We start from the raw sequence: 16,256 nt of genomic DNA on the forward strand, positions 1-16,256 counted from the left end.
TATCTTCAGGAGTATTGTGTGAAATTATTTAAGCAAATGCTGATGCTGGCCGGGGTTGTGGTAACCACTAGCACGTTCGCAGCAGAAAATCAGGACGAAGTTACTGCAAAAATTGAAGCCCAGTTAGGGTTCGATGTGCTGTCCGTGGCGGATGCGCCGGTTGAGGGCCTGTATCAGGTGGTGACCGACAAAGGGTTGTTTTACATCAGTAAGGACGGCAAATATCTGGTTCAGGCGCGAATTTATAACCTCGAAGCCAATATGCGTAACGAAACAGAAGCAGCCTTAGGTGACATGCGTCGTGAGGGCCTGAGTGAATTCAGCGACGCCATGATTGAGTACAAAGCCGATGACGAAGAACACGTAATTACGGTGTTTACTGACATTACGTGTGGTTACTGCCGCAAACTTCATCAGGAGATTGACCAGTATAACGACATGGGCATTACGGTGCGTTATCTGGCCTTTCCCCGTAATGGCCTGAACAGCCAGAGCTACCGCGATATGGTCTCAGTGTGGTGTGCGGAGAATCCGCAAAAAGCCCTGACCGCTGCCAAGGCTGGTGACAACGTGCTGCGCAAAAGCTGTAAAAACAGCGTTGCGGAACAGTATCAGTTTGGCCAGCAGGTGGGTGTTACCGGCACGCCGAACATTGTCATGCCAGATGGCAGTGTGATCCCGGGTTATCAGCCGGCAAAAGCCATTGCACAGGTACTGAAAAGCAAAGGCTAGGGCGGCGCATAGCGCGCTCACTCTCTGAACGCGGCGCACTGACGTCGCGTTTACCTCAACCGCTTTGGCCGGTATCATGGCGGTATTACTGCAATAAGAATCCATGGTGTTATGTCACTACCCATTTTACGCAGGCCGCTGCACGGCGAGCCGCTGTCCGATTCGCTCCACCCGGTAATTGACCGTATCTATCGCGCTCGCGCTGTGACCTCAATGGAAGACATTGACACAGGAGCACGGGGGCTGGCGCACTACAATCAGTTAGCCGGCGTCACCGCAGCGGCGGGCATCCTGGCGGACGCGATTGCCGCGCAGCGGAAAATTATCATAGTGGGTGATTTTGATGCTGACGGTGCCACCAGTACCACGGTGTGCCTGCTTGCGCTTAAACAAATGGGCCATACCAACACAGATTATCTGGTCCCTAACCGGTTTGATTTTGGCTATGGTTTAAGTGAACCCATCGTGGACATTGCCCACGAACAAGGCGCAGAGCTGATCATCACGGTAGACAACGGTATTTCCTGTCTGCCGGGTGTGGCCCGCGCGAAAGCACTGGGCATGCAGGTCATTGTGACCGATCACCATTTGCCAGGTAAGGAGCTACCAGACGCCGATGCGATAGTGAACCCTAACCAACCTGGCTGTACGTTTCCGTCTAAAGCACTGGCTGGCGTCGGAGTGGCATTTTATCTGATGCTGGCCTGTCGCGCCGAACTGCAGGCCCGGGAGTGGTTTACACAACAAGGACTCCCGGTACCGAACCTGGCTGATTTGCTCGATGTGGTGGCGGTAGGCACCGTAGCCGATGTGGTGGCACTGGATAAGAATAACCGTATCCTGGTTCATCAGGGGCTACAGCGTATCCGCAGCGGAAAATGCCGGCCCGGTATCAAGGCGCTGGTGGAAGTGGCTAATCGTGAACCCGCCTACTTAAGTGCATCCGACCTGGGGTTTGTGGTGGGACCTCGCCTGAATGCGGCGGGCCGGTTAGACGACATGGCAATGGGCATTGCCTGTTTGCTGGAAGATGACCCCATGCAGGCCCGCATGATGGCTGCAGAGCTCGACAGTCTGAATCAGCAGCGCCGTGAAATTGAAGCCGGAATGCGGGAAGAAGCCATGCAGACCGTCGCTTCCATTACCCTGTCAGAAGACGACATGCCACCGGCGCTGGTGTTATACAAAAAGGACTTCCATCAGGGCGTAATCGGTATCGTTGCGGGACGCATTAAAGAACAATATAACCGGCCGGTGATTGCGTTTGCTCACCAGGACGACACCATTATTAAAGGCTCCGCTCGTTCAATCCCCGGCGTTCACATCAGGGATGTGCTGGAAGAAGTGAGTACGGCGAATCCCGGGTTAATTGATAAATTCGGGGGTCACGCCATGGCTGCAGGACTGAGTCTGCCACTGGCTAATTTAACGGCGTTTGAGTCAGCATTCAGTGAAGTTGCGGGTGCTCACCTTGCCAACCGGGACGACACCGATGCCATCTGGTCAGACGGGCCGCTGTCAGCCGCCGAGCTGGGTCTGGCTTTTGCCCATCAGTTGCGACAGGCCGGCCCGTTCGGGCAGGGGTTTGAAATGCCCGTATTTGATGGGGTATTTGAGCTGGTGCATCAGCGAATTGTGGGTCAAAAGCATCTTAAGCTGGTTCTGCGTACGCCAGAGGGCGACGAGATTGATGGCATTGCCTTTAATGTTGATACCAGTGTGTGGCCTGCCCCAGATGTACGGTTCGTCGAGGTGGCCTATCAGCTCGATGTGAATGTTTTTCGCGGGCGGGAGTCGGTGCAAATGCTTATTGAACAGCTTTCTGTTTATGAAAAGTGACAGCAAGTCGCTGCTGAAAAAGCACGCCCAGCTTACCGAAACTGAAAATGCCCGGGTGCATAGCCATGTGCAACGGGATGAAGGTGACTGGGTGCGACATACGCTGATGCTAACTGGTTATGACGTACCTTTCGTTTTTCGCCGCAAAGGGGTGTACCGCAGTTTACAGGGGGCCCGGGTAAATGTGACCTATTATCCTCACGCAGAGATGGTGGCCGGCATTGAGTTCGAATATATGAAAGTGGTGCGCATTAAACGCGCGTAACTGAGTTTACACCATGAAAAATGCCGTTTGGCACCACGCCTTTGTCCTGCATCGTCGCCCTTACCGGGAAACCAGTTACCTGATTGACTTCTTTACGCTTGAACAGGGCAAGGTCAGTGCGGTGGCAAAAGGGGTGCGCAACAGTAAGGGCGATAAAAAAAGCCTGCTGCAGCCTTTTCAGCAAATACGGGTGCAGTTCAGTGGTAAAAGCGAATTAAAAAACCTTAATCAGACCGAAGCGTTTCAGCCGGCATTGCCGCTCACCGCGCAGGCACTGTTTTGCGGCATGTACGTGAATGAAGTCATGAACCGCGTGATGCCGGTGGGACTGGCCAGCGAAACCCTGTATGAGGCGTATACCGAGGCGCTCGGCAATCTGCTTACCAGCCCGGATATCGAGTTATCACTGCGGCAGTTTGAGCTGGCTCTGCTGGAAGATATGGGGCAGCTGGGGAGCTTCACAGAAGTGGGGGATTCCGGTGCGCCGGTCAGGGAAAACGCCGGTTACGGCTGGCTATCCGAGGTGGGGATAGCCGAGGCGGCCCGTTGTCCCGGCATGCCTGCCATTCCCGGTTATGCGCTACTGGCACTGGCGCAGGGAGAGTGGACGCCGGCGGCCAAAAAAGCGGCCAAGCTGATAAACAGGGAAGCACTTAAGCCGTTGCTGGGCAGTAAGCCCCTTAAGAGCCGCGAGTTGTTTATTCGTATGCAGCCACCGTCAGGCCGCAAAGTGTCACAATGATCCCGTGCCGGACAACGCTGGCGGATTGGTTTGCAGGGTGTACACACTGGCAGCGTGGCCATGCCTACGTGATCTACTGCGCTGATCAGTTTATCTGTCACGCAGGTATATCCCCGCAACCGTGAAAATTTTTGATAAACTCCTCCCATCATTTGCAGAGCGATAAACCTATGACGAGCATTTTCCTGGGGGTCAATATTGACCACATAGCTACCTTGCGCAACGCCAGAGGGACTCAGTACCCCGATCCGGTTCACGCCGCCGATATAGCCGAGCGTGCGGGTGCCGACGGCATCACCGTGCATTTGCGTGAGGATCGTCGCCACATTAAAGACCGCGACGTGCGGTTGTTGGCCGAAACCATTAATACACGTCTGAATCTTGAAATGGCAGTAACCGAGGAAATGCTGGCTATTGCCGAAGAAGTGCAGCCTGCGTTTTGTTGTCTGGTGCCGGAAAAGCGCGAAGAACTGACTACCGAAGGCGGTCTCGACGTGGCCGGCAATATGTCAGCAGTTAAAGCCGCGTGTCAGCGCCTGGCCGCAGCCGGCATTCAGGTGTCGCTGTTCATTGATGCGGATAAAGCCCAGATAGACGCGGCGCTGGAGTGTGGTGCCCCTTATATTGAAATTCATACCGGCCAGTATGCGGAAGCCACCAGTGAAGCTTCGCAAAAAGAGGAGCTGGACAAGCTGGTCGCTGGCATTGAATACGCCCACCAGACGGGACTGAAAGTCAACGCGGGTCATGGTTTGCATTACCATAATGTAAAACCTGTGGCGGCTATCCCACACCTGGTCGAGCTGAATATTGGTCACGCCATCATTGCCCGCGCCGCGTTCGACGGATTACATAACGCCGTGGCTGATATGCGCAAATTGATGCTGGAAGCGCGAAGCGAAGGCAGGTAAGAGCATGGCCATTGCCGGAATTGGAACCGATATCATAGAAATAGCCCGGTTAACTGCGAACCTTGAGCGGACTCCGCGCCTGGCTGCACGTATTCTCACAGCCACAGAAAAAGCGATTTATGACAGTCAGACTGAACCCGCCCGCTACCTGGCTAAACGCTTTGCGGCCAAGGAAGCGGCGGTGAAGGCATTAGGCACTGGTATCGGCAATGGCATTAGCTGGCAGCATATTGAAATAAGTAACAATGAGCTGGGCGCCCCTAAACTGACCTTTACCGGTGCGTTTCAGTCCCGTTGTGAGGCCCTGGGCATATGCCGCAGTTTCTTGTCTATCTCGGATGAACAGCACTACGCGGTAGCCACTGTCGTACTGGAGACGAGCGAATAAAATGGTGAGTTTTTATAAGCCCGGTAAAAAGCGTCAGCCTGCGACTTCGCGGCCGGCGTCTCGGCGTCGTACTGATACACCCCGCCGCTCGCCCGGTACGCCGGTGTCTGTCGACAGCTGGGACTGGCAAGGGCAGGGCGTGGTGCGAGAGTACCCTGTATTGTTTGTGGCCGGGGCGTTACCGGGAGAGCGGTGTTCGGTAGCTGGTTACCGGGAACAAAAGCAGGTGGCATACGGCAAAGTTAAAGACGTCATTACCCCTGCTGCGGAGCGACAGACGCCGTTTTGTCCTCTGGCTGACCAATGTGGCGGCTGCCAGTTACAGCATGTCTCTGCTGACGAGGCACTGACATGGCGGCAAGAGGCGCTGGATACACTGTGGCAGAAGCAGTTCAGTGTGACACAGATTCCCTGGCAACCGGCGGTGACCGGCCCGCGACCGGCGTATCGTCGCAAGGCCCGGTTGGCGGTGGACGCCCGTGATCCGCACAACATCCGTATTGGCTACCGGCAGGCTAACGGCCATGATGTGGTTGACGTTCCGTCGTGCCCGGTACTCACGCCGACGCTGAATGCATTGCTCCCCTCGCTGCGCGAAGCGCTGTGCAGTTATCCGGGTGTCCGCCACGTGGGCCATATTGCATTGATGCAGGGTGACAACTGCGCGCGCGTTACCATCAAGGTAACCCGGACCATGGGCACTGAGTGGCTGTCTGCCCTCACCGTATGGGGACGGGAAAACCAGGTCAACGTGGTGCTGGAAGATAAGGACGGCGGGCTGAACGCGCTGCATGATCAGGGCGCGCTTATATGCGAAACAGAAGCCGGACTGAGCGTGTCACCCGGGCCCAATGACTTTATTCAGGTGAATGCTGAAGTAAACAGAAAAATGGTGGCCCAGGCCATGCAGTGGCTGAACCCGGCTGGCGGCGAACATATTGCCGACTGGTTTAGCGGATTGGGCAATTTCAGCTTATCGTTAGCGCAGCGGGGCGCCCGGGTACAAGCCGTGGAAGGCGTACCTGACATGGTGCATCAGGCCGCCGAGAATGCACAGCGACAGGGCATTACCGGTATCGACTGGCAACACCATGATCTGCAGCAGAGCGCCGTGGTGCGAAACCTGGTGAGCGACGGACTGGATAAAGTGTTGTTAGATCCGTCGCGGGAAGGGGCCGCTACGGTATGTGAAGTGCTGGCCGACAGCGATGTTAAGCAAATTTTGTATATTTCTTGCAATCCCAGTACGTTTACCCGGGATGCAAAAACCTTGTTGGCTGGCAATTATCAGCTTGAGAAAGTAGGGGTGCTGGAGATGTTTCCCTACACTAAACACCTGGAAGTGATGGCGCTCTTTACTCGCTAAGGGCGCGAAATACGACAATAAATCGGTGCAAAGCCATGGTATCTACAAGAAAAGTCCACGAGCCCGAGCGGCCGCCGTTTGAAAAGTGGCTGGACAGTTTGTCATTGTCAGAAGAAACCAAACACAAGCTCCGGGAAATTTCAGACTCCCCGGATAAACTGCTGGTGGGCCAGGAAATGGTGGAAATTCTCCATCAGCTGAATATGGATGACGCCACCCTGCAAACGGCACTGGTCTACCCGTATTGTGAGGAACATGAGCTGCCGGAGGATGCCATTGCGCAGGAATTCGGCGAAGAAGTCTGTCAGCTTGTGGTTGGCGTGCGGCGTATGGATGCTATTAAAGTTTTACATGCCCGGCCTCGCGCCAAAACGGGCGAGCCCAGCGACGAACAGCATATCGATAGCATCCGGCGAATGCTGCTGGCGATGGTGGAAGATGTGCGGGCCGTTGTCATCAAGATGGCAGAACGGATCTGTGCCTTACAGAAGGTCAAAAAAGCGGACGAAGAAACCCGGGTGATGGTGGCACGAGAGTGTGCCGCGGTTTATGCACCGCTGGCTAACCGGCTGGGTATTGGTCAGCTAAAGTGGGAACTGGAAGACCTCGCATTCCGTTATTTGCACCCGGAGACCTATAAGCACATTGCCCGCATGCTGGATGGCAAACGCAAGGCGCGGGCAGAATACATCGATAATGTGGTAGGGGAGCTGCAACAGCTACTGGACAATGAGCACATTCAGGCCGAGGTGTACGGCCGCCCCAAACACATCTTCAGTATCTGGAAAAAGATGCAAAAGAAGCATCTGACGTTTGAGCAGTTATTTGATATCCGGGCAGTACGCATTATTGCCGAGCGCTTGCAGGATTGTTACGCCGCGCTGGGCACTGTGCATGCCCATTTTAAACATATTCCTAACGAATTTGATGATTACATAGCCACGCCGAAAGCCAATGGCTATCAGTCTATTCATACGGTCATAGTGGGGCCGGAAGGCAAGCCAGTGGAAATTCAAATCCGTACGCAGAAAATGCATCAGGATGCTGAACTTGGCGTGGCAGCGCACTGGAAGTACAAAGAAGGCTCGGCGGGTAAAAGTTCGGGTTTTGACGACAGAATTAACTGGTTGCGGCGCATTCTGCAGTGGCAGGAAGAAGTGGCAGAGTCCGGTGATCTGGTCGAAGAATTACGCAGCCAGGTCTTTGACGACCGGGTGTATGTGTTCACCCCCAAAGGTGATGTGATTGACCTGCCTCAGGGCGCTACGCCACTGGATTTTGCCTACTATATTCACACTAATGTGGGCCATCGCTGTATCGGCGCTAAGGTCAATGGGCGGATTGTGCCGTTCACCTATCAGCTACACAGCGGGGATCAGGTGGAAATTCATACCGGCAAAGCCCTGAACCCGAGTCGCGACTGGATGCACCCCGGGCTGGGTTACGTGCATTCCTCCCGGGCCCGCGCCACCATCCATTCATTTTTCAAAAAGCAGGATCGGGACAAAAACCTGGCTGCGGGCAAAGATCTGCTGGAACGTGAGCTTACCCGCGCAAACCTGCCCCTGAAAAGTGCCAGCGATGCCTGTGAGCGTTTCAACATGCATACCCTGGATGACCTGTTTACAGCTATCGGGGCAGGGGATGTTCGCGTTATGCAGGTAGTGCATCACCTGCATCAGCTCGCGGCACCGCCGCCGGTAGAAGATGAAATCAGCCCTAAAGTGAAAACCCGCAAGCGGGCCAGCGCGGCAGGCAAAAGCGACGCTGTGGTAGTGCAGGGGGTGGGCCATTTGATGAGCCAGTTGGCCAACTGCTGCAAACCGGTTCCCGGCGAGCCCATTATGGGGTACATCACCCAGGGGCGGGGAGTCAGTGTGCATAAAGAAAGCTGTGACCAGCTGCAAAATCTGCTCATCCAGCATCCTGAGCGACAGATAGAAGTGAACTGGTCAGACGAACTCAACGTGGGATTTGAGACGGCCATCGATATTTACTGCAGCGACCGGACCGGTATTCTGCGCGACATTACCACGGTACTGGCCAATGAAAGCGTGGCATTGTTGGGAGTGAACAGTGAAACCGACAAAAACCGGCAGTCAGCGGTGGTCGCCATTGCAGTGGAAGTGCCTGATCTGAATACCCTGTCACGTGTAATGGGGCGACTGCGGCAGTTAAAAGGAGTGGTAGATGCCAAGCGGAAACAGCACTAAACCCCGTGATGAGATCCAGCGTCTGGTGTCAGTCATGGCCGCCCTGCGGGACCCGGAGTCAGGCTGTCCATGGGATCTTGCCCAGACCATGTCTTCGCTGACGCGCTATACCATCGAGGAAGCGTATGAAGTGGCTGATGCTATCGCAGGTGGTGAGCCTGATGAAATCTGCGATGAGCTTGGCGATTTGCTGTTTCAGGTGGTGTTTTACGCCCGCCTTGGTGAGGAAAGCGGCGACTTTACGCTGCAGGATGTGGCCCGCGCTATATCGGATAAGCTGGAGCGACGGCACCCCCATGTTTTTGCCGGTCAACTACCCGGCGATGCCAGTGAGCTTAATGCACAGTGGGAGGCCATAAAGGCCAGTGAGCGCGCCGGCAAAGCGCGTACAGAAAATGCTTTGCTACTGGATGATATTCCCAGCGGGCTGCCCTCCCTCAAGCTTGCCCATAAAATGCAAAAGCGCTGCGCCACCGTGGGGTTCGACTGGCCCAACACGGCGCCGGTGATGGACAAGGTACGTGAAGAGCTGGATGAAATTCAACAGGAACTGGACGCACCTGAGCGTCACCAGGCTGCCCTGGAAGAAGAAATTGGCGATGCGTTATTCGCGATGGTCAATTTAGCCCGGCATTGTGGCGTGGAGGCGGATACCGCGTTGCGTAAAGCCAGTCATAAGTTTGCGAATCGCTTCAATGGGGTAGAAGAACTGGCGAGGTCCCAGCAGCAGACGTTAACAGACATGAGCCTGGAAGAGATGGAAGCCTTCTGGCAGCAGGTGAAGCGTCAGTCCCAGGCTTAGCGCTGCGCGAGGTGTGCTGTTGAAACCCGTTGGTTGACACCGTGGCGAGCTGTTTTCACGTTCTTGCCTGTTATTACCCCGCATCCTGATAAGTGATGCGCATGGGATCGTCACAAGACCATGACAGCCGGTGCGGTCAAGCCAGCGCTTTTTAAGCAAAAAGATCGCATTGGGGGTTCGCTTTTTACCCAAATCCTGTATAATTCGCGCCCTGCCCAGTTACGCCCACCTTTGGGAAGGTGGAAGAATCAATCGGCTCGAAGGGGTCACGCAATTGATTTTTAAGGTGATTTTCTGACGCAGAAAATCAGTAACGACGATATTATTCGGGTGAATTTTAATGAAAACTTTTGTTGCTAAACCAGAAACGGTAACTCGCGACTGGTATGTGGTAGACGCCACAGACAAAACTCTTGGCCGTTTGGCATCTGAAATTGCTATGCGTTTGCGCGGTAAGCACAAGCCAGAGTACACTCCTCACGTTGACACCGGTGACTACATCATCGTAGTAAACGCTGAGAAAGTAACGGTAACTGGCCGTAAAGCGCAGAACAAGATGTACTATTCTCACACAGGTTACCCAGGTGGTCTGAAAGAGACAAACTTCGAAAAGCTGATTGCTCACAAGCCTGAAATGGTGCTTGAGAAAGCAGTTAAAGGTATGTTGCCAAAAGGTCCACTGGGCCGTGCAATGTTCCGCAAATTGAAAGTTTATGCGGGTGCTGAGCACACGCATACTGCACAGCAACCACAAGTTTTGGACATCTAAGGAGCAACTGACATGGCAGATACTCAATACTACGGCACTGGCCGCCGCAAAAGTTCTACTGCTCGTGTGTTCCTGCGTCCAGGTACAGGTAACATCACAGTAAACAAACGTCCTCTTGACGAGTACTTTGGTCGTGAAACCGAGTGCATGGTGGTTCGTCAACCACTGGAACTTGTAGAAATGACTGAGAAGTTTGACGTATACATCACCGTTTCTGGTGGTGGTTCAAACGGTCAAGCTGGTGCAGTTCGTCACGGTCTGACCCGTGCACTGATGGACTACGATGAAGCACTGCGTCCTGCCCTGCGTAAAGCAGGTTTCGTTACACGTGACGCCCGTCGCGTTGAACGTAAGAAAGTGGGTCTGCATAAAGCACGTAAGCGTCCACAGTTCTCGAAGCGTTAATTATACGTTTTGGCAAAAACCCGGCACTCGCCGGGTTTTTTTATGCCTGTCACAAAAGTGTGTGAAATCTCCTCCCGGATAAAATAACAAGCCATTAACTTACGTGGTGAAATTGTCATAAATTCACCGCTACTTCGCTAACTGACGGTAACTGCAAAGAAATCTGTGCTTACTGATATAACTATTTCACCTATTAATGGCAGTAAAACCTTGTATATTTAAGGGGTTTTCCCTTATCATTTCGGGTCGAAAATAATGACAAACTTTCGTGGGTTGTGAGGCGTACTTGAGCGTGCTGTCGAGCAATTTTCATGACAAGCCGATATGGCAGTCTGACCCTGAACACAACAATACGTGATGCTGGTCAGTCACCATAACTATCCGAACCTGGAGAAATGTGGATGAGCAATGTATCTGTAGATGCAAAAGAGTCTGCACAAACTGACAAACAGCCACAAGACAATACTCGTCGGCGCTTCCTCACGGTAGCCACGTCCGTTGTTGGTGGCGTAGGTGTTGTCGGCGCGGCAGTGCCTTTTGTTGCGTCTTGGAATCCGAGCGCAAAGGCGAAAGCGGCCGGTGCTGACGTTGAAGTAGACATCAGTGCAATAGAGCCTGGTCAGCTAATTCGTGTTATGTGGCGAAGCAAACCCGTATGGATTGTACGTCGCACGCCGGAGACCCTTGAAGCATTAAGCAAGCATGAAGATAAGCTGAAAGATCCTAATTCTGAAGCTGAACAACAGCCTGCGTTTGCTCAAAATAAATACCGTTCACTTAAAGAAGAGTACCTGGTACTGGTGGGGATCTGTACTCACCTGGGTTGCTCTCCACAGTTTCTTAAAAATGGCGCGTTTGAAGAGATCGTTGAAGGTGTACCGGAAGGGTTCTTCTGCCCGTGTCATGGCTCCAAGTTTGATATGGCAGGCCGGGTATTTCAAAACGTTCCGGCTCCACTGAACCTGGTGGTGCCTCCTTACCAGTTCGTTGATGATAATACGATTATCATCGGTTCAGAAGCGGAGGTTGCGTAACATGTCTGGTTTCCTAGCCTGGATTGAAGAACGTATTCCTATGATGCGCGTGGCAAACATGCACGCCATCCAATATCCTGCCCCTCGCAACATGAACTTCTGGTATGTGTTTGGCTTTCTGGCCACCATCGTACTGGTAAACCAAATTGTAACCGGTATCTGGCTGACCATGAGTTTTGAGCCTTCGGCTGAGCGCGCGTTCGCGTCAGTTGAATACATCATGCGTGAAGTCGACTACGGCTGGATCATCCGCTACATGCATAGCACCGGCGCCTCGGCGTTCTTTATTGTGGTGTACATGCACATGTTCCGTGGCATGATTTACGGTTCCTACCAGAAGCCCCGCGAGTTATTGTGGGTGTTTGGTATGTTTATTTATCTGGCACTGATGGCCGAAGCCTTTATGGGTTACGTGCTGCCTTGGGGCCAGATGTCTTACTGGGGTGCACAGGTAATTGTCTCCCTGTTTGGTGCTATTCCGGTGATTGGCCCAGATCTGGTTATCTGGATCCAGGGCGACTACGTAATATCCGGCGCCACCCTAAACCGGTTCTTTGCGCTGCATGTCATTGCACTGCCGCTGGTCATTGTCATTCTGGTGTTCCTGCACATCATTGCGCTTCACGAGGTTGGCTCGAACAACCCCGATGGTGTGGCTATTAAGCATAAAAAAGGCTCATTACCAGAATCTGAGAAGACCCCTTATAAGATCCACGAGTACTACACTGACAAATACGATATTGCCGATGACGTGGTGCCGTTCTTCCCGCACATCGTGCTGAAAGACCTGGTGGCATTCTGTATCTTCCTGGCGGGCTTTACGTATGTACTGTTCTTTGCGCCGGAAATGGGCGGTAAGTTCCTTGAGCATCCAAACTTTGAGATTGCCAACCCGCTGAAGACGCCTGAGCACATCTTCCCGGTCTGGTACTTCACACCGTTCTACGCAATTCTGAAAGCGGTCCCTGATAAGTTACTGGGTGTACTGACCATGTTTGGTGCCATTGCAGCATTGTTTGCTCTGCCTTGGCTGGACCGTGGGCGGGTAAGATCATGGCGCTATCGCAGTGGTCTGCACAAAGTTAACCTGATCCTGTTCGCTATTGTATTTGTCTTCCTGGGTTACCTGGGCGGAACTCCGCAGGAGAACTGGAAAATCATCGCTTCACAAGTAGCTACCGTGCTTTATTTTGGCTTCTTTGTGGCGCTGTTCCTGTACAGCAAAAACGAGAATACTAAACCTGTACCAGAGAGGATCCCGAAATGAAAAAACTGATGTGCTTTCTGGCGTGCTTCCTTCCTGGTGTAGCGTTTGCTGCCGGTGGGAACGTACCCCTGGATGAGGCGCCCATAGACCTTACCGATAAGGCGTCGCTGCAGCGTGGTGCCAAGTTGTTTATGAACTACTGTCTGGGTTGTCACTCAATGCAGTATCAGCGTTATCAGCGCACGTTCAACGATTTGGGTATTCCAGATGAGCTGGGTGAAAAATACCTGCAGTTCACTGGCGAGAAAGTGACTGATTACATTACCCGTGCCATGCCCGCCGAATCAGCCTCTGGCTGGTTTGGTGCCGCACCACCAGATTTAACACTGGTATCACGGGTACGGGGTCCAGACTGGATTTACACTTATTTACGCACCTTTTATGCTGACGAAAGTCGTCCGTTTGGCGTGAATAATAAGGTGTTTCCTGAAGTAGGTATGCCGCATGTGCTGGAACCGCTGCAGGGAACTCCCCGTGAAACGTATGAAGAAGTGATGGTAGACGGCGAGATGGTTGAGCGTTACGTCGGCATCAAGTCTGACGGCACTGGCGCGATGTCACCTGACGAATACGATCAGGCAGTTGGCGATATCGTTAACTTCCTGGAATATACCGGCGAGCCATCAAAGCTTGATTCTTACCGCATTGGTAAGTGGGTACTGGTGTTTATCGCAGTGCTGTTTGTGTTTGTCTACTTGCTTAAGAAAGATTACTGGCGAGAAGTACACTAAACATACCTGTTTTATGTATAATAGGTAAGGGGGCGTCTCGCCCCCTTTTTCGCTTTTGTTAGTTTGCCCGGCCAGCCTTGTCCGGCGCAATGATTTCTCGACGGAGGAAACTTAATGGCCGTAGCCGCGAATAAACGTTCTATCATGACGTTGTTCTCAGACACGATTGATATTTATAGTCATCAGGTACGAATTGTCCTGGCAGAGAAAGGTGTAGGCGTAGAAATAAGCTATACCGATCCTACCAACCTGCCCGAGGACCTGATTGATTTGAACCCTTACGGTACGGTGCCCACCCTGGTTGACCGCGAGTTGGTGCTTTACCATTCGCATATCATCATGGAATACCTGGATGAGCGTTTCCCGCATCCACCCCTGATGCCAGTCTACCCGGTTTCACGCGGTCAAAGCCGTTTGATGATGCACCGTATTGAACAAGACTGGTATTCTCTGGCTGAGAAAATCTTCCGTGGCGAAGGCGATGTCGATGCGGCGCGCAACGAGTTGCGTGAAGCCCTGTTGGCCCTGGCTCCGGTGTTTGCAGAAATGCCTTACTTCATGAATGAAGAATTCAGTCTGGTCGACTGCTACCTGGCTCCGCTGTTGTGGCGTTTGCCACTGATGGGCATTGAACTGAATGGCGCGGGTGCGAAAGAAGTCCATGCATACATGAACCGTATTTTTGCACGTAGCTCATTTAAAGCTTCACTGACGGACCAGGAACGCGAGATCCATAACCCGTTATGAGTGCCATGACCTCAAACCAACCTTACTTACTTCGCGCGTTTTACGACTGGATTGTCGATAACGACATGACGCCCTATATAGTGGTGGACGCTCGTAATGAAGCCGTGGAAGTACCGCAGGAATTCGTTAAAGACGGACAGATAGTGCTGAATGTCTCGCCATCAGCGTGCGTGAATTTCTATCTGGACACGGATGGTTTGTCGTTTCAGGCGCGCTTTGGTGGCCAGCCCCGACAGTTAAGCATGCCCTGTCAGGCTGTAATGGCTATCTACGCACGTGAAAACGGCGCAGGTACAGTCTTCGCTACAGAGGACGAAATGTCCCCAGAGGCGCCGTCTGAGCCCGTTACAGAAGCACCGTCCCCGAAACCGGCGGACGAACATAATGACAAGCAGGCAGATGCGCCGGTGCCCCCGAAGAAAGGTAAACCGTCACTGAAAGTGATCAAATAACAGAGTCCGGCCACTGCGCCGGACTTTTTATATCTGCCCCGGCAAACCGTAAGTATTTCCCGCGCCACGTTATCGACTCCTTCTATTCATCACCAGGCTAGCCTTGTGTTTCACCCCTTCTTTGTAACGTCGGCCTACAGCAGGAAGAGTGTTGCGGTGCCCAAAAAGGCGAAAATGCCCACCACGTCGGTGATGGTAGTGAGAATAACACTGCCGGCGAGGGCCGGGTCTATCTTCAGCTTTTTCATGATGATGGGGAGCGTCGCCCCGGACAGGGCGGCGGCAATCATGTTAACCAGCATCGCAAAGGCAATAATGACACCCAGCATGGCGTCTTGCTTCCAAAGCGCAATAACAGTGGCAATCAGTACTGCCCAGATAACTCCGTTCAAAAAGCCTATCGCCAGCTCTTTACTGATTAGCCAGCGGGAATTGCTTTCATTTACATGGCCCAGGGCCATGCCGCGTATAACCAGTGTCAGGGTTTGATTGCCTGCGACTCCGCCCATGCTGGGCACAATGGTGTTCAGGATTGCCAGCACAGCCAGCTGGCTGAGGGTGGCTTCAAATAAATCGCTGACCGCCGCGGCCATCAAGGCCGTAAGCAAATTGACTCCCAGCCACACTGAGCGCCGCTGGGTACTTTGTAATACCGGTGCAAAGGTGTCTTCTTCATCATCCAGACCGGCCATACTCATCATAGAGTGCTCGGCGTCTTCGCGGATAATGTCTACCACATCATCAATGGTAATGCGGCCTACCAGGCGATTACGTTCATCTACCACCGGGGCAGATAACAGGTTATAGCGTTCAAACAAGCTGGCCACTTCATCATCGGGCATGTTGACCGGCACGGCTTCCGCCTCATCGTCCATGACATCATGCACTTTTTCTTCAGGATCGGCGGTCAGTAAACGGGCTACCGGTACCGAGCCGACCAGGTTGTCGGTGCGGTTAACCACGTAAAATGTATCGGTGTTCTCGGGGAGATCCCCTTTCAGACGAATATAGCGCAGTACCACATCTACCGTTACGTCAGGACGTAAGGTGATGGTGTCAGTGTTCATGATGAAACCGGCGGTTTCTTCCCCGTACGACAACGCCTGCTCGGCCCGCAGGCGGTCCTGTGCGTCCATGGACGCCAATATGTCCTGCAGTACTTCGTCAGGCAGGCTGCTTAACGTTTCGGCGAGGTCATCGGTATCCATCTCTTCCAGCGCGTCTACCACGCTGGCAGGCATCATACCGGTGATAATGCCGTTACGGACTTCCTCAGACAGCTCTTCTAAAATGTCGCCGTGAATATCACCGTCTATCAGCCCCCAGAGCTCCGTACGGGTACGTTTAGGGCTGGACTCGAGGATAAGGGCCACATCACTGGGGGGAAGCTCATGAAGGAGTTTGCGGACCGACACGAAGCGGCCGCTGTTCAGTGCCGCATTTAACTGCGTAAGCTGGCTTTGGGCAAACTTGCTCTCAAATGCTTCTGCCACGGCTTCTTCCTCGTAAGGCACTGAAATTCAATGATGTTAAGAATACCGCACTCACCCTGCAACTGTCATGATAAATCCCGGCGTGAGAAGGGTTTTCTTA

17 protein-coding genes are annotated in these 16,256 nt (G+C 53.1%); 16 read left to right on the forward strand and 1 reads right to left on the reverse strand.

Features of this window, described 5'->3' with window-relative positions:
* The first annotated feature begins 36 nt into the window (after positions 1-36).
* From dsbC to OCL06_RS00800, 16 genes are all read left to right on the forward strand, one after another.
* Positions 37-732, forward strand: coding sequence for a bifunctional protein-disulfide isomerase/oxidoreductase DsbC (gene dsbC, locus OCL06_RS00725; RefSeq protein WP_262991878.1), 696 nt, complete (start codon positions 37-39; stop codon positions 730-732).
* 111 nt (positions 733-843) lie between these two features.
* Positions 844-2,571, forward strand: coding sequence for a single-stranded-DNA-specific exonuclease RecJ (gene recJ / locus OCL06_RS00730; RefSeq protein WP_262991804.1), 1,728 nt, complete (start codon positions 844-846; stop codon positions 2,569-2,571).
* Positions 2,561-2,836: a hypothetical protein gene (locus OCL06_RS00735; RefSeq protein ID WP_262991806.1), complete on the forward strand. Its 276-nt coding sequence runs from the start codon at positions 2,561-2,563 to the stop codon at positions 2,834-2,836. Before recJ ends, OCL06_RS00735 begins: the two co-directional genes overlap by 11 nt.
* Before the next feature lie 13 nt (positions 2,837-2,849).
* Entirely contained in the window at positions 2,850-3,578 is a 729-nt protein-coding gene (gene recO / locus OCL06_RS00740; protein ID WP_262991807.1) for a DNA repair protein RecO, read from the forward strand.
* Between the two features lie 170 nt (positions 3,579-3,748).
* Positions 3,749-4,489, forward strand: coding sequence for a pyridoxine 5'-phosphate synthase (gene pdxJ, locus OCL06_RS00745; RefSeq protein ID WP_262991809.1), 741 nt, complete (start codon positions 3,749-3,751; stop codon positions 4,487-4,489).
* A gap of 4 nt (positions 4,490-4,493) precedes the next feature.
* A complete protein-coding gene (gene acpS / locus OCL06_RS00750) occupies positions 4,494-4,877 on the forward strand; it encodes a holo-ACP synthase (protein WP_262991811.1) in 384 nt (127 codons plus the stop codon).
* A gap of 1 nt (position 4,878) precedes the next feature.
* A complete protein-coding gene (rlmD, locus tag OCL06_RS00755) occupies positions 4,879-6,243 on the forward strand; it encodes a 23S rRNA (uracil(1939)-C(5))-methyltransferase RlmD (protein WP_262991812.1) in 1,365 nt (454 codons plus the stop codon).
* A 35-nt stretch (positions 6,244-6,278) separates the two neighbouring features.
* Positions 6,279-8,456: a GTP diphosphokinase gene (relA, locus tag OCL06_RS00760; protein ID WP_262991813.1), complete on the forward strand. Its 2,178-nt coding sequence runs from the start codon at positions 6,279-6,281 to the stop codon at positions 8,454-8,456.
* Positions 8,434-9,258, forward strand: a complete 825-nt coding sequence (gene mazG / locus OCL06_RS00765; protein ID WP_262991814.1) for a nucleoside triphosphate pyrophosphohydrolase — start codon at positions 8,434-8,436, stop codon at positions 9,256-9,258. The genes relA and mazG overlap by 23 nt, the downstream gene beginning before the upstream one ends.
* Positions 9,259-9,598: 340 nt before the next feature.
* Positions 9,599-10,027: a 50S ribosomal protein L13 gene (gene rplM, locus OCL06_RS00770; protein WP_262991815.1), complete on the forward strand. Its 429-nt coding sequence runs from the start codon at positions 9,599-9,601 to the stop codon at positions 10,025-10,027.
* Between the two features lie 12 nt (positions 10,028-10,039).
* Entirely contained in the window at positions 10,040-10,432 is a 393-nt protein-coding gene (gene rpsI / locus OCL06_RS00775) for a 30S ribosomal protein S9 (protein ID WP_262991816.1), read from the forward strand.
* A gap of 401 nt (positions 10,433-10,833) precedes the next feature.
* Positions 10,834-11,466: a ubiquinol-cytochrome c reductase iron-sulfur subunit gene (petA, locus tag OCL06_RS00780; protein WP_262991817.1), complete on the forward strand. Its 633-nt coding sequence runs from the start codon at positions 10,834-10,836 to the stop codon at positions 11,464-11,466.
* A gap of 1 nt (position 11,467) precedes the next feature.
* Positions 11,468-12,733, forward strand: coding sequence for a cytochrome b (locus OCL06_RS00785; RefSeq protein WP_262991818.1), 1,266 nt, complete (start codon positions 11,468-11,470; stop codon positions 12,731-12,733).
* Positions 12,730-13,464, forward strand: coding sequence for a cytochrome c1 (locus OCL06_RS00790; RefSeq protein WP_262991819.1), 735 nt, complete (start codon positions 12,730-12,732; stop codon positions 13,462-13,464). The genes OCL06_RS00785 and OCL06_RS00790 overlap by 4 nt, the downstream gene beginning before the upstream one ends.
* Positions 13,465-13,578: 114 nt before the next feature.
* Positions 13,579-14,211, forward strand: coding sequence for a stringent starvation protein SspA (gene sspA / locus OCL06_RS00795; RefSeq protein WP_262991820.1), 633 nt, complete (start codon positions 13,579-13,581; stop codon positions 14,209-14,211).
* Positions 14,208-14,663 (forward strand): ClpXP protease specificity-enhancing factor, encoded by a 456-nt coding sequence (locus OCL06_RS00800; RefSeq protein ID WP_262991821.1) that lies wholly within the window; start codon positions 14,208-14,210, stop codon positions 14,661-14,663. Before sspA ends, OCL06_RS00800 begins: the two co-directional genes overlap by 4 nt.
* 134 nt (positions 14,664-14,797) lie before the next feature.
* Here the strand turns inward: OCL06_RS00800 and mgtE are convergent, their stop codons facing one another.
* Positions 14,798-16,156 carry a magnesium transporter gene (gene mgtE, locus OCL06_RS00805; protein WP_262991822.1) on the reverse strand — a complete coding sequence of 453 codons (1,359 nt, stop codon included), beginning with the start codon at positions 16,154-16,156 and terminating at the stop codon, positions 14,798-14,800.
* Positions 16,157-16,256 lie beyond the last annotated feature (100 nt).

This window comes from Alteromonas salexigens (genome assembly GCF_025628895.1).
Taxonomy (GTDB): Bacteria; Pseudomonadota; Gammaproteobacteria; order Enterobacterales; family Alteromonadaceae; genus Alteromonas; species Alteromonas salexigens.

Bases quoted from the DNA above. Each gene is read 5' to 3' on its own strand.
- mazG (WP_262991814.1), top strand. From the start codon at position 8,434: ATGCCAAGCGGAAACAGCACTAAACCCCGTGATGAGATCCAGCGTCTG.
- OCL06_RS00735 (WP_262991806.1), top strand. From the start codon at position 2,561: ATGAAAAGTGACAGCAAGTCGCTGCTGAAAAAGCACGCCCAGCTTACC.
- rlmD (WP_262991812.1), top strand. From the start codon at position 4,879: ATGGTGAGTTTTTATAAGCCCGGTAAAAAGCGTCAGCCTGCGACTTCG.
- OCL06_RS00785 (WP_262991818.1), top strand. From the start codon at position 11,468: ATGTCTGGTTTCCTAGCCTGGATTGAAGAACGTATTCCTATGATGCGC.
- acpS (WP_262991811.1), top strand. From the start codon at position 4,494: ATGGCCATTGCCGGAATTGGAACCGATATCATAGAAATAGCCCGGTTA.
- recO (WP_262991807.1), top strand. From the start codon at position 2,850: ATGAAAAATGCCGTTTGGCACCACGCCTTTGTCCTGCATCGTCGCCCT.
- sspA (WP_262991820.1), top strand. From the start codon at position 13,579: ATGGCCGTAGCCGCGAATAAACGTTCTATCATGACGTTGTTCTCAGAC.
- petA (WP_262991817.1), top strand. From the start codon at position 10,834: ATGAGCAATGTATCTGTAGATGCAAAAGAGTCTGCACAAACTGACAAA.
- OCL06_RS00790 (WP_262991819.1), top strand. From the start codon at position 12,730: ATGAAAAAACTGATGTGCTTTCTGGCGTGCTTCCTTCCTGGTGTAGCG.
- rpsI (WP_262991816.1), top strand. From the start codon at position 10,040: ATGGCAGATACTCAATACTACGGCACTGGCCGCCGCAAAAGTTCTACT.
- recJ (WP_262991804.1), top strand. From the start codon at position 844: ATGTCACTACCCATTTTACGCAGGCCGCTGCACGGCGAGCCGCTGTCC.
- dsbC (WP_262991878.1), top strand. From the start codon at position 37: ATGCTGATGCTGGCCGGGGTTGTGGTAACCACTAGCACGTTCGCAGCA.
- pdxJ (WP_262991809.1), top strand. From the start codon at position 3,749: ATGACGAGCATTTTCCTGGGGGTCAATATTGACCACATAGCTACCTTG.
- OCL06_RS00800 (WP_262991821.1), top strand. From the start codon at position 14,208: ATGAGTGCCATGACCTCAAACCAACCTTACTTACTTCGCGCGTTTTAC.
- relA (WP_262991813.1), top strand. From the start codon at position 6,279: ATGGTATCTACAAGAAAAGTCCACGAGCCCGAGCGGCCGCCGTTTGAA.
- rplM (WP_262991815.1), top strand. From the start codon at position 9,599: ATGAAAACTTTTGTTGCTAAACCAGAAACGGTAACTCGCGACTGGTAT.